Raw genomic sequence first — 19,140 nt, forward strand, 5'->3', positions numbered from 1 at the left:
CATCAGGATGCAGTGCGATTGCGAATGGTCTTGCCCGCCGCGATCGGAACCGGCGGCTCGCTCTCCAGCCGGAAAAGCGCGGCAACCTGCTGCAGCCGCTCGGCAGCGACGCCCGTGACGGCCCCGGATGCCTCCAGCACCTCACGAAGGGCCGTAAAGGCGCTGCGACGCTCCTCGACCGTTTCCGGCAGCAGCTTCGGAAGGGTAGCGAGCGCCTCCGCCTCGTCGATCAGCAGCATGAAGTACTGCTCCCGCATCACGGTCTTGAACTCGGCCAGGCTCAGCCGTTTCGCCTCTGGATGGGAAAGCCGGAGCCGGCGAACCGCCTCAAACCCACGTTCGTCCGCGCCGCCGCGCGCCATGCCGACGAAAGTCAGGGCTCTGGCAAGGCCTTCGCAGGTTCCACCCTCGGCCATCCGGGCCTTGAGTTCGGCGATCCGCGCCTTGACGAGCTCCTGGTGCAGCAGGCTCTTCTCCGCCTTTCGCGGCGGCTGCTTTGTGTTCGTGTCGATACCGAGCGCGGCCTGCAGGCTCGGAGCGCCATAGATGGCGTGGAAGCTCTGCTCCGAAAGATACTCGGCCGTCCGCCGCCAGGTCTCGAGACCATCGACGATCTGCTGTGACAGTGCCTCCTGCCAGGCGATGAACGGGTTTCCGGCGGCGGCAGGTTCCCGGTTTTCGCGAACATGGTCCGCGAGCGCCGACGTCCAGGCCATGAACGGATTGTCCGGTCCGAAAAGCGCATATTGCAGGCGCAGCGGGTGCATGTTGCGCATTGCCTCTGCCACGGGCGGCGTCGCCGCGGCTTTGACCATCGGCTGCAGGTAAGCGCGGTAGAGCGCCAGATTGATCTCCGAGAGCTTCGCCGCAGTGGCGAAGCGCCTGTCGTCCTCGATGTCGTTTCCGCCGAGTGCGCGGATATCTTCAAGGGTGCGCGGCTCGCAGCGCATCAGCCATTCGCCGGAGACAAGCGCCCTGCCCTCGACCGCTTCGCTTGCCGGCGTCAGCACCGCCTCATAAAGCCCTGGCGGCAGCACGTCGATCAGCTCGATGTTGGAAGCGAACTCGTCATGTTCTTTCCGCGCAACGCCAGCGGAGACGAAGATGCCGAGATGGCCCACGGTCTCGTGCACGGTGTAGACGATCGTCTGGCCGTAGGCGCGGATTTCGTCGACGCTGTCATAGAGATCTAGGATCCAGTCGAGCGCCTGTTGCGGCGGGGTGATGTTGTCGCCCTTGGAGCAGAAGACAACAATCGGCGAGCGGATGTTGCGCAGGTCGATCGCGATGCCGTCGGAGGTTCGGATTTCGCCGGCCGCGAGCTTGTTGCCCACGAAGAGTTCGTCGACGATGAACTGCATCTCCTCGGCATTGAGCGTGACATGGCCGCCCCACCAGCGTTCGAAGCCGAGGTAGCGCGCAGCTTCCGTGTCGATCTTAGAATAGAGATTGTACTGCTTGGTCCAAAGTGTGTTCGCCGGATTCTGGTTCTCGAAATTCTGCACGAGCCAGGCGCCGTCGAAAATGCCGCCACCGAGGTCGCCGGTCAGCGCCGTCAGCCAGCTGCCGCCGAGAAGCCCGCCGGAATAGCGCATCGGGTTCTGCCCGCGCACCCCTGCCCAATAGGAAAGTGGCGCACCGGCGATGATGATCGGGCCGAAGAGTTCGGGACGCAGTGCCGCGACGATCGTGACCGCCCAGCCCGCCTGGCAATTGCCGATCACGCAGGGCTTGCCGTCCGCCTGCGGATGGCGGGCGATGACGGTTTCGAGAAAACCGGCTTCGGCCAGCGCGATGTCCTCGATCGTCTGGCCGGGAACCGGATCCGGCAGGAAGCCGATGAAATAGCAGGGATGGCCCGCTTTCAGCGCCACGCCGATCTCGCTGTCGGCCTTGAAGCCGCCGATGCCGGGGCCGTGTCCCGCCCGGGGATCGACGACGACGAAGGGACGCTTCGTCGGATCGATCGTGACACCCTCGGGCGGAACGATGCTGACCAGAGCATAGTTCACCGGCCGGGCGAGCGTGCGCCCATCGGTAACGAGCCGGGCCTCGAACTCCAGCACGTTCGGCGCAGTCTGGGTGCGATGCTCCTCATATTGCGCCCCACGCTGGCGCATCACATCGAGAAAGAGGACCGAGCGCTGCCAGGCATCGAGCGAATAGGAATAGGCATCTGCGAAAGTCGGGATGGTCGGGCTCGTGGAATGCTTCGGCATGATGTCCACTCCTCGGTGCGATTGAAGGTCGGCCCCGTTTCCAAAGCCAATAGAACAACGCAATTCGTCTCGCATTGACCTTAGTCAAAGAGACAGGCGGCAGGGCCGCGATATGAACTCGGCATGATAACCCAAGGCCATTGCCCGGGTCGAAGCAGCATAACTGCGGAGTGTTACGGCGATTTGTCGCCCGCGCGACTTCCTCGCCGTGGACCCCGTTGAAGAAGCATCGTTTCGCTAGCGTTCACTGATCTTTCGCACTGCAGCATTATCCAGAAATGGGGAGCGCGCAAGTCAGGCCTTGAAATTCCGAACACCGCTTGCCAATTGGGGCGAAACCCAAAGGAGTTGCCAGGCAATGAGCGAAATCGAAATGTCCGTAGAGAAACATGTCTTCGAAGCCGATGTGGCGCGACTGCTCCATTTGATGGTGCATTCTGTCTATTCCGACAAGAACGTCTTCCTCCGCGAACTGATTTCGAACGCCGCGGATGCCTGCGAGAAGCTGCGCTACGAAGCGATCGTCTCGCCGGAGCTTCTGGCCGGCGACCCGACCCCGCGCATCGTGCTGAAGCTGGACGAGGAAAACAACCGGCTCGTCGTCGAGGACAACGGCATCGGCATGAGCCGCGACGAGCTGGTCGAAGCGCTCGGGACGATCGCCCGCTCGGGCACGCGCGCCTTCATGGAGCGTATCGAAGCCGCCCAGGGCAAGGAGGGCGCGCAGCTCATCGGCCAGTTCGGCGTCGGCTTCTATTCCGCCTTCATGGTCGCCGACAAGGTGGACGTGGTATCGCGCCGCGCCGGTTCCGAGCATGCCTTCCTGTGGTCGTCGGACGGTAAGGGCAGCTATACCGTTTCTGCAGCCGAACTCGCCGACGCCCCGGCGCGTGGCACCCGCATCACGCTGCACCTGATGGAAGACGCGAAGACCTACACCTCGCGCTGGACCGTCGAGCGCATCGTCAAGGACCAGTCCGGCCACGTGCCTGTGCCGATCTCGATTCTCGAAAAGCCCGACGCTGAGCCGGTCCAGATCGGCGATGGCACCGCGCTCTGGACCAAGCAAAAGAGCGAGATCAGCAAGGAAGACTACGCCGATTTCTACCGCGGCGTCGCCGGCCAGTATGACGATCCGGCACTGACGGTGCATTTCCGCGCCGAAGGCCGGCACGAATATACGGCCCTTGCCTTCGTGCCTGGCTCGAAGCCCTTCGATCTGTTCGACCCGGACCGCAAGGGTCGGATGAAACTCTACGTCAAGCGCGTCTTCATCACCGACGAGGCGGAATTGCTGCCGCGTTACCTGCGCTTCGTGCGCGGCCTCGTCGATACGTCCGACCTGCCGCTCAACGTCTCGCGCGAGATGATCCAGGAAAGCCCGCTGCTCGCCAGCATCCGCAAGGGTGTCACCAACCGCGTGCTGACGGCAATCGAGAAGCTGGCGGAGAGCGAGAAGGAAACGTTCGACAAGCTCTGGGAAAACTTCGGCAGCGTGCTGAAGGAAGGCATCTACGAAGACTACGAGCGCCGCGAGCAGCTGGTGGCGCTGTCGCGCTTCCGTACCACCACGTCGGATGAGAGCCAGCGCAGCCTTGCCGATTACGTCAAGGACATGAAGGACGGCCAGTCGGCGATCTATTACCTGACCGGCGACAACCTCGCCCAACTCAAGGCCTCGCCACAGCTCGAAGGTTTTCGCGCCCGCGGCATCGAAGTGCTGCTCCTGACCGATCCGGTCGACAGCTTCTGGGTGACCTCGGCACCGGATTTCGACGGCAAGCCCTGGAAGTCGATTACGCAAGGGGCGGCCGATCTCGGCGCCATCTCCAAGCCCGAAGGCGGCAAGGAAGAGGCCCCACAGGCGAGCCAGTTGGTCATCGACTTCGTCGCCTTTGCCAAGGAAACCCTCGGCGCGGCCGTCTCGGACGTGCGCACCTCCGACCGCCTGACGGAAAGCGCGGTCTGCCTGGTGGCGCCGGAACACGGCCCCGACCGCCAGCTTGAAAAGATGCTGCAGGGCGCCGGCCGTCTCGAGGACGCCCCCAAGCCGATCCTCGAAATCAACCCGGGCCACGCGCTGATCACCGCCATGGCCGCAAGCCCCGCCGGCGACACGGCGTTCCGCACGGACGCCGTTCAACTCCTGCTCGACCAGGCGCGCGTGCTCGACGGCGACAAGCCGCAGGACCCGCGCGGCTTCGCCGAGCGGCTGTCGCGCGTCTTTGATCGCGCACTCAAGGCCTAACAAAGAAGCCCTGGAAATCTCTCCGATTTCCAGGGCTTTTCGCTGTTTTCTTCAGGTCGCGCATCAACGAGAGACTCAGCATCTCACGCTGCGTTAATCGCGCTTCGACGCGTCCATCCCGATCTCCGTCAGCACTTCAGCCGTATGCTCCCCAAGCCGCGGCACGCCACGATCGAGTGCCAACTCGGCGGCCGAAAAGCGAATCGGCGTCCGGACCCCGGGCGAGGTACCGCCAGCGGCCCCCGAATGCGGCGTATCCACCCGCATCTGCCGATGCTCGATCTGCGGATCGGCAAAGACGTCGGCGACGGTGTTGATTGGCCCGCCGGGCACACCGGCATCTTCGAGCAGTTTCAACAGCGTGTCGCGCTCGATCTTCGCCGTCTCGGCTGACAGTTCCGGCGTCAGCGTGTCGCGGTTCTGCACGCGAAGCGCATTGGTCAAATAACGCTCGTCGGACGCAAGATCCGACCGTCCGAGCAAGGTGCAGAACTTCACGAACTGCCGATCGTTGCCGACAGCGACGATCAGGTGGCCATCGGATGTGGGGAAGACCTGATAGGGCGCGATGTTCGGGTGCGCATTGCCGAGCCGGCGCGGCGCCTTGCCGGAGACCAGGAAATTCAACGCCTGGTTGGCGAGCACGCCGGTCATGCAGTCGAGCAGAGCCATGTCGATCTGCTGCCCCTCGCCGGTGCGCTCGCGCTGGGCAAGGGCCGCCTGTACGGCGATCACGCCGTAGAGACCGGTGAAGATATCGGCAAAGGCGACGCCGATCTTCTGCGGCTCGCGGTCGGGTTCGCCGGTCAGGTCCATGATGCCGCTCATGCCCTGGACGATGTAATCGTAGCCGGCGCGATGGGCATAGGGGCCATCCTGGCCAAAGCCGGTGACCGAGCAATAGATCAGCCGCGGATTGATCTTCTTCAGGCTCTCGTAATCGAGCCCATACTTGGTAAGCCCGCCGACCTTGAAGTTTTCGAGCAGCACGTCCGACTGGGTGGCAAGGCGGCGCACGGCCTCCTGCCCTTCCTCGGTCGTGAAGTCGAGCACCACGGAGCGCTTGCCGCGGTTGCAGGCATGGAAATAGGCGGCGTCCAGCGTCTCGCCGTCCTCGCCCGCAACAAAGGGTGGGCCCCAGGTGCGGGTGTCATCGCCATCAGGGCTTTCCACCTTGATAACGTCGGCACCGAGATCGGCCAGCGTCTGGCCGATCCATGGGCCCGCAAGAATGCGGGCCAGTTCCAGAACACGAATGCCCTTCAGCGGCGCTTCCATGACGGCACCGCTCAGAAGAAGGCCTGGAGGCCGGTCTGGGCGCGACCGAGGATCAACGCATGGACGTCATGCGTACCCTCGTAGGTGTTGACGGTCTCGAGGTTCGCCATGTGGCGCATGACCTGGTATTCCTCGGAGATGCCGTTGCCGCCGTGCATGTCGCGGGCCATGCGGGCAATGTCGAGTGCCTTGCCGCAATTGTTGCGCTTGACGATCGAGATCATTTCCGGAGCCATGCGGCCTTCGTCCATCAGGCGGCCGACGCGCAACGACCCTTGCAGGCCGAGCGTGATCTCCGTCTGCATGTCGGCGAGCTTCTTCTGGAAGAGCTGCGTCTGGGCGAGCGGGCGGTTGAACTGCTTGCGGTCGAGGCCGTATTGGCGCGCCGCATGCCAGCAGAATTCGGCCGCACCGAGCGCACCCCAGGAAATGCCGTAGCGGGCGCGGTTGAGGCAACCGAACGGACCCTTGAGGCCCTCGACATTCGGCAGCAGTGCCTCCTCGCCGACCTCGACGTTATCCATGACGATCTCGCCGGTGATCGACGCGCGCAGCGACAGCTTGCCGGCGATCTTCGGGGCGGAAAGGCCCTTCATGCCCTTTTCGAGCACGAAGCCACGGATGGCGCCGCCATGCGCTTCCGACTTCGCCCAGACGACGAAGACATCGGCGATCGGTGCATTGGAGATCCACATCTTCGAACCGACGAGGCGGTAACCGCTCTCGGTCTTGATCGCGCGGGTCTTCATGCCGGCCGGGTCAGAGCCGGCGTCCGGCTCGGTCAGGCCGAAGCAGCCGATCCATTCGCCACTGGTGAGCTTCGGCAGGTATTTCTGCTTCTGCTCCTCGGAGCCATAGGCATAGATTGGGTAGATCACCAGCGACGACTGCACGCTCATCATCGAGCGGTAACCCGAATCGACGCGCTCGACTTCGCGGGCAACCAGGCCGTAGGCGACGTAGGAAGCGCCGACGCCGCCATAGGTTTCCGAGACGGTAACGCCGAGCAGGCCAAGCTCGCCCATTTCGCGGAAGATTTCCGGATCGGTCGATTCTTCGCGGTAGGCGTCGATGACGCGCGGCTGCAGACGGTCCTGCGCATAGGCCCGCGCGGTGTCGCGGATCATGCGCTCGTCCTCGGTCAACTGATCGTCGAGGAGGAACGGATCATCCCATTGAAATTGCGTCTTGCCGGCCATGTTTCTCTCCCATCGGATTATTCGGCTCACGTTATCGCAAGGGGTGCATGGCGTTTCAAACGAAATTGAGGCACCGCCTCATGCGTCCAGGGAATGGCCCCTCGCCCGGCTTCGTGCAGCCCTTGTTGCAAAATCGCTGGAATATGACGACAAGAACGGATGTCTTTCGCTCTGCCTGCCCTCCTTGGAGATCGAATGCCAGTGCAACGCCAGAGATCAGAAGCAAGCCACGACCATGGCCAATGACCGCCTCGAACGCTTCGCCCACAATCTCGACTGGAACCTGCTGCGCACCTTCGTCGTGCTCGTCGAGGAAGGCAGCATCACGGCCGCGGCCAACCGGCTGCTCCTGCAACAGCCGGCCGTCAGCATGGCGCTGAAGCGGCTGGAACAGACCGTCGGCCAGAAGCTCATCGACCGCCGTCCCGGACGTTTCAACCTGACGGACGCCGGTGCCCGGCTGCATGCCCAGTGCCGCGATATCTTCGCAGCCGTCATCCGTCTGCCGAACGTTCTTGAAACCGCCGGCGATGAGATTACCGGCCATCTCAACATCCATTCGGTCAGCCACGCCCACAATCCCGCCTGGGACCGCAAGCTCGAAAGCTTCTTCCGCCTGCACCCCAAGGTGACCCTGTCGGTCACGATCGCAACGACCGTGGATGTGTTGAGTGCCGTCGAACGCAATGTCGCGACCATGGGCCTTTGCGACGGCAACATTCCCGACTGGCTGAACAGGCGCTTTCACGTGCGCGAGCGCTATGCGCTCTATTGCGGCAGAAGCCATCCGCTGTTCGGGGTCGAAGGCGTCGACTTCAACGACCTCAGGGGCAATCCCTATATCGCCTTCATCGCCGACGTTTTGGGCGGCCAGCACATGAACTCGGTAACGGCCGTGCGCGCGGTCGGGTCTTTCGGCCAGCAGGTCCGCGCCGTCTCCTGCAATGTCGAAGAGGTGATGCGACTGATTGCCGCCAATGTCGGCATCGGCATGCTGCCGGACCATCTGGCGTCACCTGCCGTCGCGGCGGGCCAGCTCTGGCAGCTGCCACCCTATAGCGATCTGCCGACCACCGACGTCTTTCGCATCTCCAATCCGAACGCGATCCTCAATCCGGCAGAAGCCGCATTTCTTGCCCATGTGGCCGATACGGAGCCGCTGGATCACTGCCTCGATGCTGCCTAAGCATCATCAAAATTGATAGTCGCCTTTCCAGTTATAAATTTGAACACGGATGGCGCCTTGCCTATGGTCCGGCCGACAACCAACGGAGGCGGGACATGCAGGACTACGATGTGGCGATCATTGGCGGTGGAATTGCCGGCCTGTCGCTGGCCTATTTCCTGGCGCCGCATCGCTCCGTCGTGGTGATCGAGCGGGAGGAAGGCCTCGGCTATCACAGCACCGGTCGCTCGGCGGCGGAGTTCGTGCTGCGCTACAATGCGCCGGAAGTCTGTGCGCTCGCGGCCATCTCCAAAAGCTTCTTCGACAACCCACCCGAAGGCTTCTCCGAAATTGCGCTGCTCAAGCAGCGCGGCGGCGTGATGATCGCCAATGCCGAAAAGCTTGCGCGGTTCGAAGAGGTATTTGCCGCAGAAAGCCGTGCCAACGCCGACATTGAAAGGCTGACCGTCGACGAGGCGATCGCACGCGTGCCGGTCCTGCGCCGTGACTATGTGGCCGCGGCCTTTTATGATCCGCAGTTCTGGGACATCGAAGTCGAGAACCTGTTGCAGGGATACGTCCGCGGCGCGCGCCGCCACGGTGCCGCGATCATCGAGCGCTCAGACGTGCTGGCACCGCGCCGGGACGGCGACCGCTGGGTCCTGGCGACGAGTACCGGCGAGGTTGGCGCCAAGACGATCGTCAATGCCGCCGGCGGCTGGGCCGATCCCGTCGCGCAATCGTTCGGCGTCGCCCCCGTCGGCATCGTGCCGCATCGCCGCACGGCGATCACCGTCGACCTGCCCGAAGGCATCGACGCGCTGACGCTGCCCGAAATCAACGAGATCGACGAAGACTTTTACATGAAGCCTGAGGGCGGGCGGCTGCTTTCCTCGCCCGCCGACGCAACGCCGTGCGAGCCGGCCGACGTCCAGCCGGAGGAGATCGACGTCGCCTGGGCTGCGCACTACGTCGAGGAGGCAACAACCGTGCCGGTGCGCCGCATCTTCAAAAGCTGGGCCGGCATGCGCAGCTTCTCGCCGGACAAGCTTCCGGTGATCGGCTTTGCCCGCGAGCGCCCGGACTTCTTCTGGCTCGCCGGCCAGGGCGGCTACGGAATCCTTACCTCACCCGCACTTGGAGCATTCGCCGCAAATCTCCTCGTCGGTGCACCAGCGCCCGAGGGCTTCGAAGCGGCCGGCCTCGATGCCGCGACGTTCAGCCCGGCTCGATTGGAACGCTAGCCCGAGCAAAGTTGGCAGCAGGCATCCCGTCGGCAGGTCGGGTTGCGCCCCGGCCACCGTATCGCCACATCGTTCTGGAAACCTCCGCCTCGTCGCGCGCCCAACCGGATCGCCGGCACCGAGGTTTCTTAGTGACGGATAAGCGATGTCCACCATGAAGGAATATTCCCGCCAGTTGCTGGCGCGGCGGGCCCCCGATCTCCTGACGCAACTCTACCGCTGGTCCCGCTACAGTCGCTTCCGTAACGAGCGCCGGACCAGCACACGCGCCTTCATTGAGGCGCAGTATCGCGGCAGAACCGGCAGGGTTCTCGAAGTCGACAGGCCACGGGGGCTGAGCGAAAAGCTCAATGCCCTGAAGCTGCTGCCTGCGACGGAGCTGCAGACGATCTGCGCCGACAAGATCAAGGTGCGCGATTACGTTGCCGAGCGCGTCGGCACGGATATTCTCATTCCCGCCATCCTCGCAACCTATCGGCTGAGGGACATAACGCCTCGGTACATCCGGCAGGATGCCTTTGTCCTCAAGACGAACCACGATTTCGGCGGCGTGGTGATCTGCCGGGACAGGAACGCCTTCGACTGGGGTGCAGCCCGAGCCAAGCTCGCCGATCATCTGGCGTTCAACCATTGGTACCGGCACCGGGAGCCGGTCTATCGGGACATCCGCCCGGGCGTGCTTGCCGAAGAGTTTCTCCACGCAGATAGTCCCGATGGCCTGCGCGAGTTCAAGATCTTCTGTTTCCACGGTCGGCCGCTTTTCATCATGGTCATCCGCGAGAAGGATGGCGTGCGCGCCAAGACGGTTTTCGACACAGATTGGCAGCCGTTGCCGGTGCGTCGGCGCGGCGCGCCGTGCGAACGGGAAGCGATCGCCGCGCCCCAGTCCCTTCGCACCCTGCTCGATGTCGCGACGGAACTCTCCGCGCCCTTCGCGTTCAGCCGCGTCGATCTCTACGAGAATTTCGGTCGGGTTCTGTTCGGAGAAATCACCTTCTTCCCCGAGGGCGGCATGGATGTTTTCGAACCTTATGAGTGGGAACTGCGTTTCGGGGATCTGCTGCGATTGCCGACAGCGGAACCAGGAGAGGAGGCCCACGCCTGATGCTGCAAGCTTTGGTTCGACAGACGATCGACACACGCCGTCTTCGCTTTCTGAAAAGCCATGCGCGGCGCTATTGGTCAGACAGCGCTTCCACCGAGGAGCGGCAGTTGGCGCCGCTACGGCGCATCCAGGACATTCTGGCTGGCTTCGACCCCAAGGAGGCCGACTGGTATCGCCAGATCCGCGGTGATGTCAGGGGCGTCGTCACCAATTGCGAAAGAGAGCAGCACCTGCATGGCCTAAACGGCCACTATGCCTATGTGCTGGACAACAAGTCCGTGTTCACCGAGCTTCTCGTCTCGGCGCAACTGCCGACGCCGCAGACCTTCGCCTGCTACTTTGGAGACAGGTGGCATTGGCGCGATGGAAGCCGAAGCGCTTTCCACGACGAACTCGCCGCACGCGGCCGCTTTGTCATCAAGCCGACGCTCGGATCGAAGGGGCGTTCGGTGCAGATCGGCACGACCCCGGACGCCGTCGACAGCTATCGCGGCGAAGACGCCATTCTCACCGGCTTCGTGCAGCAGGCCGACTATGCCCAGATTATTTTTCCGGACGCCTTGAACACGATACGCCTGCTCATGCTGCGCGACGATGATGGCACTCCGCTCCCGGCCGCCGCCATCCATCGCTTCGGCAGCGCGCGTTCTGTGCCGGTCGACAACTTCAGCGCCGGCGGCCTCGTCTCCAAGGTGGACCTGAAGACCGGGCGGCTTTCGCGCGCCGTTTCGATCGGCAAGGACAATCACGTCCGTCATCATGACGTGCATCCGGATACGCGGGCAGCGATGCCCGATGTCGAGATCGCCCATTGGCCAGCGGTGCTGCGGCTCGTCGAGGATCTCGGACGCGCCTTTCCCTATCTGCATTATGTCGGCTGGGACATTGCGGTGACGCCCGATGGCCCGACGGTCATCGAGGGCAATGCGCATCCGAGCCTGCGCTTCTTCCAGCTCTATGATCGCCTGCTCGACGAGCCCCGGCTGCGGCGCATCTTTGCCCGCTATATCCCCCGGGCCAACGGCGAACCGCTCTGATGGCCGGGCTCCCGATCGTCGGCGCCATCCGGCACCGCGTCTCCTTGCTTCGGCAGTTCTGGGCGCTGGAACGGCGCGGAAATACCGGTCGCCCCAGGTTGCGGCTCCTGACCCGCGGGTTCCTTTCCAACCGCGCCTGGCTCTACCCTTTCGACCAGTTCGACCAGCACCTGTTCCTGACCGACCTCGAAGCCGAAGCGCGGTTGCCGCGGCTGAACAGCCCGGAGGCAATGGCGCTTCTCGGCGACAAGCTGCGGTTCCACCAATGGGCGGGCACGGGCGCCTTTCCCGCATCCTGTCCGGAGTTGATCGGAATCGTCGAGGATGGTGTCGCGAGACGGCCCGACGGCAGCCCGCTGCCACGCGCCGAAATCGACGGCCGCGCGATAATCGCAAAGCCGGTTGACGGCAGTGGCGGGCGGGGCGTCAAGCGCATAGCGTCGATCGATGACGTCGACCGACATGGCCGCTATCTGATCGAAGCCGCCGTCGAGCAGCATCCCTACGCTTCCGCCATCTACCCGCATGCGGTCAACACGATCCGGATCCTTGTCGGCCATGACGAGACGACCGGCAAGACGGTACTGCTCGGTGCCGCGCACCGCTTCGGGACGCAACACTCCCGCCCGACGGACAACTTCAAGGCCGGCGGCATCGTTGCGCTGGTCGATCTCGAGAGTGGTCAGCTGACCGCTGCGATCGCCGATGACGGCGGTCCTGAAAGGACGATCTTCGATCGTCACCCGGAGACGGGCACTGCCATCGTTGGAACCGTCATCCCACGTTGGAACGACATCAAGACGCTGGCATTGCAATGCACGCGCGCTATCCCCGGCCTCAGCTATGTCGGCTGGGATATCGTGTCGACCGAAGCCGGCCCGGTCGTGATCGAGGGCAATGCCGCGCTTGCCAATCCCAATCTTATCCAATTCCATGAGCCGATGCTGCTTCGCAAGGAGGCACGGGACTTCTTCGCTGCCAAGGGCACGATCAGCCAGCGCCGGGTAAAGCGCCTGCGCGCCTTCGCTGCCTGACGAGCGATTGGATCAGCCGTTGCGCGATGCCTGCGGATCGGCAATCGTTCCGAGGATCAGCGGGATGCGTGATTTCGCCGAAGCCCAGTCGCCACGAACCACATCGAACATGGCCTTGAGCAACAGGATCGTCTGCCGCGGATTGAAGGCGGCCCAGGCCAGCCCGTAGACGATCACGCCGATCGCAACCAGTGAGCAGAGCAACGGCACCGGCTGCAAGCCATGAATGGTCTCGCTGGCAAACCAGACGGAGCCGGCCATGATCAAGGACGGAAGCGCTGCAATGAAAAGCATGCGCAACTGGCCGAGGGGATGCAGCCCGGAGACGCGATAGACCTGCATCGCGCCGACCGGCCAGAGCGCCCATTGCCGGAGCGACAGCGCGGCGGCAACGCCAACGAGGCCATATTGGACGCCGACCGCGAGGAAGGCCACGCCCAGCACGATCGACAGAACGGAAATGAAGGATACGGATCCCATGCGGCCGAACGCGACAAGCACCGCCGTGTTGAAGCTCGAGACCGGCGCGCGCAGGGTTCCAAGCGCAAGGGTCTGAAGTACGGGGATCGCGCCGGCCCATCCGTCGCCGAACGCCAGCGGCACGAGGACCGGGGCGACCATTGCGACACCAAGGACGACCGGCCAGAACACCCAGGTCGTCAGCCGCACGGATGTCTCGATCAGCCGGGCAAGGCGCTCCCGGTCGTGCTGCAGCTGCGCGGCCGCGGGAAAGGCGACCGCGGCGACGGGGCCGCTCAGTATATTGTGCAGCTGATCGAGCAGCCGGCGAGCGACGGCGAACAGGCCGAGCGCCTCGGTGCCGAGCCATTGGCCGATGAAGAGCCGCGGCAGCGCGTTCTGCGAGATGTAGGTCAGCCCGTTGTTTTCGACCCGGCGCGACGCAAAGCGCAGGACTTCGGCGAATTCCTGCCGCTGAAAGCGTAGGCCGGGTCGCCAGCACGCTGCCGGAAAGAGCATCGCGAGGTTCATCGCGCGCCGCGCGATCTCCATGATAACGAGGCTCCAGATGCCGGCGCCGGAGAAAGCCAGGACCACGCCAACAAGAACGGCCAGGGTTCCGCTGACCGCCCCGATGCGGGCGAGATCATTGAATTGCAGCCGCCGCACGAGGATCTGGTTGGGAACGCTCGCAAGCCCGGTGAGAACGGGCAGAACCGCCATCGCAAGAAGCGGCGCCTGCAGCTGCGGCGCCTCGAAGAAATCCGCCGCAGCGGCCCCGCCCGCCCAGATCACGACAGCCGAGAGAACCGAAATCACGCTCAGCGCGACGAAGGCGGCATTGCGATGGCCGGCTGTGACATCCGGTTTCTGCACCACGATGTCGGCGGCATGACCACCAACGAAGATCTCGGCGAAGCCGACGATCAGCAATCCGAGCGCGAACACACCATAGGTCTCGGCGCCAAGAATTCGTGCCAGGATGATGGTGCTGATGGTTGCAAGCAACGCCTGCGCCAGTTGGCCCAATGACGCCCAGATGGCTTGCCCGGTCAGTTCTACTGCACGGCTCAATAGGTCTGCCTTCCGTCGTTCGGCTCGCAAACTAGCCGAAGCAAGCCTGCTTTCCATCTCACGATAGATTTTGCCTTGTTGTCGAAATTGAGGGCAGGCCGCCTTTTTGTGGACGTTTCAAGCGTCATGGTTGTGCACGTTTTCCGGGTGATGCCCGGTTCATCGAGCGAATGCGCTGCAGGGGAGGCAGCGATCGAGGAGGAGCATAAAGTATGAAATTGTCGAAAGAATCTCGCAACGGCGCCCGCGTGTCGATCATCGTTCCGACCTACAACCGCGCACAGTTTCTGCCGGCTTCAATCGACGCGCTGCTGCCGCAGATCGCGGGGGATGACGAGATCGTCGTCGTCGTCGACGGTTCGACCGATGAGACCATGGATGTGCTGTCCCGATACGGTGACAGGATCAGCGTCCTCAACCAGGAAAATGCCGGCAAGGCACGCGCCCTCAATGCCGGCTTGCAACAGAGCACTGGCCAATATGTCTGGATCGTCGACGATGACGACATCGTCTGTCCGACCGGTCTCGCCGACCTCCTGCAGGTCTTCGAGGCGGATCCGTCAGCCGACATCGCCTATGGGCGCTACGTCCGCTTTCAGCACGAGCTGGACACCCCTGCCCGTTTCCTCGACACCGGCTACTGGACCGACTGCCCGCCGGACGAATTCCTGATCGCCACGCTGGAAGACTTTTTCGTCCATCAGCCGGGCATGCTCGTGCGCCGCCGGCTTTACGAAGCGGCGGGCCCCTTCGACGAAGCGCTGCCCCGATCAGTCGACTACGACATGCTGATCCGGCTGTCGCTTCTCGGCAGGGCGACGTCGAGCCGCAACATCATCTTTCACCAGCGCTTGCATGATGGCGACAGAGGGCCGGCGGCAAGCCGCTTCCAGGCACATCGCCGAAATCAAAACTGGATCAGCAACGACGCCCTCATATTCGACCGCCTGCACCAGACACTGCCGCTGGCGGACTATCTGCCCACGCGGCGGATCGAGAGCGCCGAAGAGCGACGCCGAGCCCTTCTCCAGCGCGGCGCCATCATGGCCCGCAAGAAGCGCTGGGACGTGGCGATCACCGACTTCGGACACGCGATGGAGCAAAGCCCCATCGCGCTGACCGGTCAGGAGAAGCGCATCCTGCGGCGCGCAACGGGATCGAAATACGATTGTGACGAGGTCTTCGGCAACGCCGCGATCGATGAGGGTCTGCGCGCACTCAGCCGCCGATATCCGTCGGGGCGCGACGTTGCCCGCTCGCTGGCGCGCGGCCTCGTCTGGAGGGCCCGCGATGCGGCGACCCGCGGCGAGCTCACACGCAGTTCGCGGATCGCCCGGCAGGCCTGTCGATGGGCGGCGACGGCCTGGAGCTGATCGGATGAACAGGCGCCCCTCTCCGGCGGCACGCCCGGTGATGCGGTCCGCGCGACGAGCCGTTGATGCGGCCGGCAAAACCTGACAGGAATACACGCGGGAGGACGGTTCATGTATTACGCAATCTTGGCCTACCACACAGCAGGCGTCGTCGAATCCTGGACCGAGGAGGAGGACGAAGCGCTGATGACCGACCTGCTTCAGGTTCATGACCGGTTCGTCCAGCAGAAGGCCTTTGGCCCGGCCGCCCGGCTCGGACCAGCCGAAGGTGCCGTGACGCTAAGGGGCAACGGCGAAGGCATCGTCACCGATGGGCCCTTCGCCGAAACCAAGGAGCAATTGCTCGGCCTCTACGTCGTCGACTTCCCGGCCATCGACGCCGCCGTTGACGCCGCGCGCGAATTGCGCCGCTCCAATCCGAGCGCGATCTACGAAATCCGGCCGATTGCACTCTACATTCCCGGCGCGACGCTGGACCCCGGTCCGCAGAACTAGCGCCCCTCACCGGTCCTGCGTCGCCGACCGCAGGTATTCGCTCGATGTTGATGCGAACTCCCCCTGAAAGTTGATGGGGGTGCGGGCGCCTGCGCGCCGGCAGTCAAATTTGGTCAACCAAACATGCGGGGCTGTGAACTGTAACAGAACTTACAACAAACTGACATTCCGGCTTCATGAAGCGGCGATATGGCAGGGTCATACCGATGACCGGTCTCCCCGAAAGAGGACCTGCTAGACATGTTTCAGTTGAAGAATGTAACCCGCCAGTTCGGCGAGAAGACAGCCGTGAGTTCGGTTACCTTCGACATCCCGCAGGGCCAGATGGTCGGCGTTATCGGCCGTTCCGGCGCCGGCAAGTCAACGCTCCTGCGCATGATCAACCGCCTCGTGGACCTATCTTCCGGCGCGATCGTCTTCGACGGCACGGAAGTCTCGTCGCTTCGCGGTGCTGCCCTTCGCACCTGGCAGCGCGACTGCGCAATGATCTTCCAGCAGTTCAACCTGGTGCCGCGCCTCGACGTGCTCACCAACGTGCTGCTCGGCCGCCTCAACCACCGCTCGACCGTGCTCAGCATCCTCAACATGTTCACCCGCGAAGAACGGATCATGGCGATCGGCGCGCTCGAGCGTCTCGGCATCGAGCAGACCGCGCTGCAGCCGGCCGGCACGCTCTCTGGCGGCCAGCAGCAGCGCGTCGCGATCGCCCGCGCACTGATGCAGCAGCCGAAGGTTCTGCTTGCCGATGAGCCGATCGCCTCGCTCGACCCGCTGAACGCCAAAATCGTCATGGATGCGCTGCGCGACATCAACGAGCGCGATGGCATCACCGTCATCACCAACCTGCACACGCTCGACACCGCCCGCAACTATTGCGAACGCATCATCGGCATGGCGCACGGCCGCGTGGTCTTCGACGGCCAGCCCAAGGATCTGACGGCGGCAGCCGTTGCCGAGATCTACGGCGCCGACACGGGCATCGAGGAATCGATGACCTCCACCAGCATCAACATTCCGGCGGCAGTACCGCAGGAAGAAACGGCATCGGCCGGCCTCAAGCCGCTGGCACTCGCCGGCATCTGACGCCCGCCACGATCGAAAGCCCGCGTCAAGGGCACCTCTTTGAAACCCAATAGGATCCGGCCAAGCCGGACACGGGAGAACCTTATGCTGAAGAAAGCTCTTCTGGGCGCCGTCGCGCTCCTCGCCCTCGTCGGCCACGCCCAGGCTGAAGACCTCAAGGAATTCCGCGTCGGCATTATCGGCGGCGAAAACGAAGCCGACCGCCTGCGCAATTTCCAGTGCATCGTCGACAAGCTGCCGGCTGCCATCGGCGTCGAAAAGGTTTCGCTGTTCCCGGCCGCCGACTATGACGGCGTCATCCAGGGCCTGCTTGGCGGCACGCTCGACTACGCAGAACTCGGCGCTTCCGGCTTTGCCAAGATCTATCTCGCCAAGGCCGACGCCGTCGAGCCGATCCTGACGACCGTCCAGACCGACGGCTCGACCGGCTACCACTCGATCATGGTTGCCCGCAAGGATTCCGGCATCACCAAGCTCGAAGACCTGAAGGGCAAGAAGCTCGGTTTCGCCGACCCGGACTCCACTTCCGGCTACCTCGTCCCGCTCGTCACGCTGCCGGAATCGATCGGCGCGCCGGTCAAGGAATTCTTCGGTGAAACCGGCTTCGGCGGTGGTCACGAGAACCTCGTTCTCGAAGTCGTCAAGGGCACCTTCGATGCCGGCACGACCTTCGGTTCGGGCGTCGGCGAATTCAAGGACGGCTACACCTCGGGCAACCTGAAGAAGATGGTCGACAAGGGCATCCTCGACATGAACGACCTGGTCGAGCTCTGGAAGTCGCCGCTGATCCCGAACGGCCCGATCGTCGTGCGCTCCACCATGAACGACGACATGAAGGCCAAGTTCAAGCAGTTCATGCTCGACCTGCCGAAGACCGACGCCGCTTGCTTCTCGGCCATCCAGGGCGGCGACTTCACCGGCTTCACCGAAGTCAACGCGGACTTCTACAAGCCGATCATCGACGCCCGCAAGGCGACGATCGGCGGCTGATAGACCCGCACCACTCGGGAACGCTGGCCGCCCAAACGGCCAGCGTTTCACTGTTTGAAGGGGTGCTTTCGCATCCTCCGTCGCATTGTTTTCACGCATTTCCGGGGCGGAAAGCCGCTTCGCAAATTTCCTGGAAATGCTCTAGAGGCCGGCGAAAGCCGGAACGGTCATGGCAACTTCCCTGCTCCCGCGACATCTGAGCGACAACGGCGCCGTCATCGAGCGTCACTGGCAGGAACTCAGTTCCCGCCGCCGGCTCTACTCCTGGCTCGGCTTCGGCGTTCTCCTCCTGGCGCTGTCGGGTTCGCTCTGGTTCGCCAACGATTCCAATGCCGGCAAGTTCTTCGACCGTTTGCCGCATTTCTTCGATTTCGTCGGCGATCTCGCACCGCGCGACGGGCTGGAAATTTTCCGCGCCATGTTCGACCTGCCCTCGCCCTATGACGACGGCAGCTTCAAGTACAACTACCCCGAGGGCCGGCTGTACCTGACCGAGAGCTTCTACATCCCCGAATACGTGCACAAGATGCTGGAGACCGTGAACATCGCGATCTTCTCGACGGTGATCGGCACGGCCTTCGGCTTCGTGCTCTGCTTCCTTGCCGCGCGCAACCTGATGCCCAATCCGTGGATCCGCGGCATCGTTCGCCGCATCATGGAAATCCTGCGCGCCTTTCCCGAGGTCGTGATCGCCGGCTTTTTCCTCGCCATCCTGTCGCTCGGCCCCATTCCGGCGATTGCCGCCGTCTCGATCCACACGATCGGCGCGCTCGGCAAGCTCTTCTATGAAGTGGTGGAAAACGCCGACATGAAGCCGGACGAGGGCCTGCGGGCTGCCGGCGGCAACTGGATCGAGCGCGTCTGGTTCGGCATGGTGCCGCAGGTTCTGCCCAACTTCGCCAGTTACTTCCTGCTGCGCCTCGAGATCAACGTACGCGCCTCGACGATCATCGGCGCCGTCGGTGGCGGCGGCATTGGCGAGCTTCTCCGACTTTCGATCGGCCAGGGACACCAGGCCAAGACCCTTGCAATCGTCCTCCTGCTGTTTGCGACCATTTTTGCCGTCGACCAGTTCTCCGCCTGGCTTCGCCGCCGCCTTGTTGGCGAGCAGGCCTTCCAGCTTGCCCAGTAGGTGCG

Annotated in this window: 15 protein-coding genes; 11 read left to right on the top strand and 4 right to left on the bottom strand. The window is 63.6% G+C overall.

The genetic code is table 11. The features are described from left to right. Nucleotides 1-2: 2 nt before the first annotated feature. The gene (locus L981_RS07295) at nucleotides 3-2,219 is read right to left on the bottom strand and encodes a DUF3141 domain-containing protein (RefSeq protein WP_052201653.1); all 2,217 of its coding nucleotides are present in this window, start codon (nucleotides 2,217-2,219) and stop codon (nucleotides 3-5) included. A 358-nt stretch (nucleotides 2,220-2,577) separates the two neighbouring features. Between L981_RS07295 and htpG the strand changes: the two genes are divergently transcribed. After that, on the top strand, nucleotides 2,578-4,467 hold the full coding sequence (gene htpG, locus L981_RS07300) for a molecular chaperone HtpG (RefSeq protein ID WP_043613411.1): 1,890 nt from the start codon (nucleotides 2,578-2,580) through the stop codon (nucleotides 4,465-4,467). Between the two features lie 93 nt (nucleotides 4,468-4,560). Here htpG and L981_RS07305 read toward each other — a convergent pair whose 3' ends face one another. Together L981_RS07305 and L981_RS07310 are read right to left on the bottom strand one after the other, a co-directional pair. Continuing rightward, a complete protein-coding gene (locus L981_RS07305; protein WP_043613413.1) occupies nucleotides 4,561-5,745 on the bottom strand; it encodes a CaiB/BaiF CoA-transferase family protein in 1,185 nt (394 codons plus the stop codon). Nucleotides 5,746-5,756: 11 nt separating this feature from the next. Then, on the bottom strand, nucleotides 5,757-6,944 hold the full coding sequence (locus L981_RS07310; RefSeq protein WP_043613415.1) for an acyl-CoA dehydrogenase: 1,188 nt from the start codon (nucleotides 6,942-6,944) through the stop codon (nucleotides 5,757-5,759). 235 nt (nucleotides 6,945-7,179) lie between these two features. On the opposite strand from L981_RS07310, the gene L981_RS07315 reads away from it, so the two are divergent. From L981_RS07315 to L981_RS33230, 5 genes are all read left to right on the top strand, one after another. Then, on the top strand, nucleotides 7,180-8,130 hold the full coding sequence (locus L981_RS07315) for a LysR family transcriptional regulator (RefSeq protein ID WP_043613417.1): 951 nt from the start codon (nucleotides 7,180-7,182) through the stop codon (nucleotides 8,128-8,130). A 95-nt stretch (nucleotides 8,131-8,225) separates the two neighbouring features. Continuing rightward, entirely contained in the window at nucleotides 8,226-9,353 is a 1,128-nt protein-coding gene (locus tag L981_RS07320; RefSeq protein ID WP_043613419.1) for an FAD-binding oxidoreductase, read from the top strand. Nucleotides 9,354-9,498: 145 nt separating this feature from the next. After that, nucleotides 9,499-10,458: an ATP-grasp fold amidoligase family protein gene (locus L981_RS07325; protein ID WP_043613422.1), complete on the top strand. Its 960-nt coding sequence runs from the start codon at nucleotides 9,499-9,501 to the stop codon at nucleotides 10,456-10,458. Beyond that, entirely contained in the window at nucleotides 10,458-11,495 is a 1,038-nt protein-coding gene (locus L981_RS33225; protein WP_052201646.1) for a sugar-transfer associated ATP-grasp domain-containing protein, read from the top strand. The genes L981_RS07325 and L981_RS33225 overlap by 1 nt, the downstream gene beginning before the upstream one ends. Continuing rightward, nucleotides 11,495-12,529, top strand: coding sequence for a sugar-transfer associated ATP-grasp domain-containing protein (locus L981_RS33230; RefSeq protein ID WP_052201647.1), 1,035 nt, complete (start codon nucleotides 11,495-11,497; stop codon nucleotides 12,527-12,529). The genes L981_RS33225 and L981_RS33230 overlap by 1 nt, the downstream gene beginning before the upstream one ends. 12 nt (nucleotides 12,530-12,541) lie before the next feature. On the opposite strand, the gene L981_RS07340 is transcribed toward L981_RS33230, so the two are convergent. Then, on the bottom strand, nucleotides 12,542-14,062 hold the full coding sequence (locus tag L981_RS07340; protein WP_197067108.1) for a lipopolysaccharide biosynthesis protein: 1,521 nt from the start codon (nucleotides 14,060-14,062) through the stop codon (nucleotides 12,542-12,544). Nucleotides 14,063-14,274: 212 nt separating this feature from the next. On the opposite strand from L981_RS07340, the gene L981_RS07345 reads away from it, so the two are divergent. The 5 genes from L981_RS07345 (at nucleotide 14,275) to phnE (ending at nucleotide 19,135) form a co-directional block, all read left to right on the top strand. After that, complete coding sequence (locus L981_RS07345; protein WP_052201648.1) at nucleotides 14,275-15,435, top strand: glycosyltransferase family A protein; 1,161 nt, start codon at nucleotides 14,275-14,277, stop codon at nucleotides 15,433-15,435. Nucleotides 15,436-15,546: 111 nt separating this feature from the next. Then, on the top strand, nucleotides 15,547-15,930 hold the full coding sequence (locus tag L981_RS07350; RefSeq protein ID WP_043613427.1) for a YciI family protein: 384 nt from the start codon (nucleotides 15,547-15,549) through the stop codon (nucleotides 15,928-15,930). A gap of 240 nt (nucleotides 15,931-16,170) precedes the next feature. Next, nucleotides 16,171-17,013 carry a phosphonate ABC transporter ATP-binding protein gene (gene phnC, locus L981_RS07355; RefSeq protein WP_043613429.1) on the top strand — a complete coding sequence of 281 codons (843 nt, stop codon included), beginning with the start codon at nucleotides 16,171-16,173 and terminating at the stop codon, nucleotides 17,011-17,013. An 84-nt stretch (nucleotides 17,014-17,097) separates the two neighbouring features. Further along, entirely contained in the window at nucleotides 17,098-18,003 is a 906-nt protein-coding gene (gene phnD, locus L981_RS07360; protein WP_043613432.1) for a phosphonate ABC transporter substrate-binding protein, read from the top strand. A gap of 169 nt (nucleotides 18,004-18,172) precedes the next feature. Continuing rightward, the gene (gene phnE / locus L981_RS07365) at nucleotides 18,173-19,135 is read left to right on the top strand and encodes a phosphonate ABC transporter, permease protein PhnE (protein WP_043613435.1); all 963 of its coding nucleotides are present in this window, start codon (nucleotides 18,173-18,175) and stop codon (nucleotides 19,133-19,135) included. Nucleotides 19,136-19,140 lie beyond the last annotated feature (5 nt).

It is taken from the genome of Ensifer sp. ZNC0028 (genome assembly GCF_000799055.1).
Lineage (GTDB): Bacteria > Pseudomonadota > Alphaproteobacteria > Rhizobiales > Rhizobiaceae > Ensifer.

Coding starts and splice junctions, on each gene's coding strand:
- L981_RS07295 (WP_052201653.1), bottom strand. CDS start 2,219: ATGCCGAAGCATTCCACGAGCCCGACCATCCCGACTTTCGCAGATGCC.
- htpG (WP_043613411.1), top strand. CDS start 2,578: ATGAGCGAAATCGAAATGTCCGTAGAGAAACATGTCTTCGAAGCCGAT.
- L981_RS07305 (WP_043613413.1), bottom strand. CDS start 5,745: ATGGAAGCGCCGCTGAAGGGCATTCGTGTTCTGGAACTGGCCCGCATT.
- L981_RS07310 (WP_043613415.1), bottom strand. CDS start 6,944: ATGGCCGGCAAGACGCAATTTCAATGGGATGATCCGTTCCTCCTCGAC.
- L981_RS07315 (WP_043613417.1), top strand. CDS start 7,180: ATGGCCAATGACCGCCTCGAACGCTTCGCCCACAATCTCGACTGGAAC.
- L981_RS07320 (WP_043613419.1), top strand. CDS start 8,226: ATGCAGGACTACGATGTGGCGATCATTGGCGGTGGAATTGCCGGCCTG.
- L981_RS07325 (WP_043613422.1), top strand. CDS start 9,499: ATGTCCACCATGAAGGAATATTCCCGCCAGTTGCTGGCGCGGCGGGCC.
- L981_RS33225 (WP_052201646.1), top strand. CDS start 10,458: ATGCTGCAAGCTTTGGTTCGACAGACGATCGACACACGCCGTCTTCGC.
- L981_RS33230 (WP_052201647.1), top strand. CDS start 11,495: ATGGCCGGGCTCCCGATCGTCGGCGCCATCCGGCACCGCGTCTCCTTG.
- L981_RS07345 (WP_052201648.1), top strand. CDS start 14,275: ATGAAATTGTCGAAAGAATCTCGCAACGGCGCCCGCGTGTCGATCATC.
- L981_RS07350 (WP_043613427.1), top strand. CDS start 15,547: ATGTATTACGCAATCTTGGCCTACCACACAGCAGGCGTCGTCGAATCC.
- phnC (WP_043613429.1), top strand. CDS start 16,171: ATGTTTCAGTTGAAGAATGTAACCCGCCAGTTCGGCGAGAAGACAGCC.
- phnD (WP_043613432.1), top strand. CDS start 17,098: ATGCTGAAGAAAGCTCTTCTGGGCGCCGTCGCGCTCCTCGCCCTCGTC.
- phnE (WP_043613435.1), top strand. CDS start 18,173: ATGGCAACTTCCCTGCTCCCGCGACATCTGAGCGACAACGGCGCCGTC.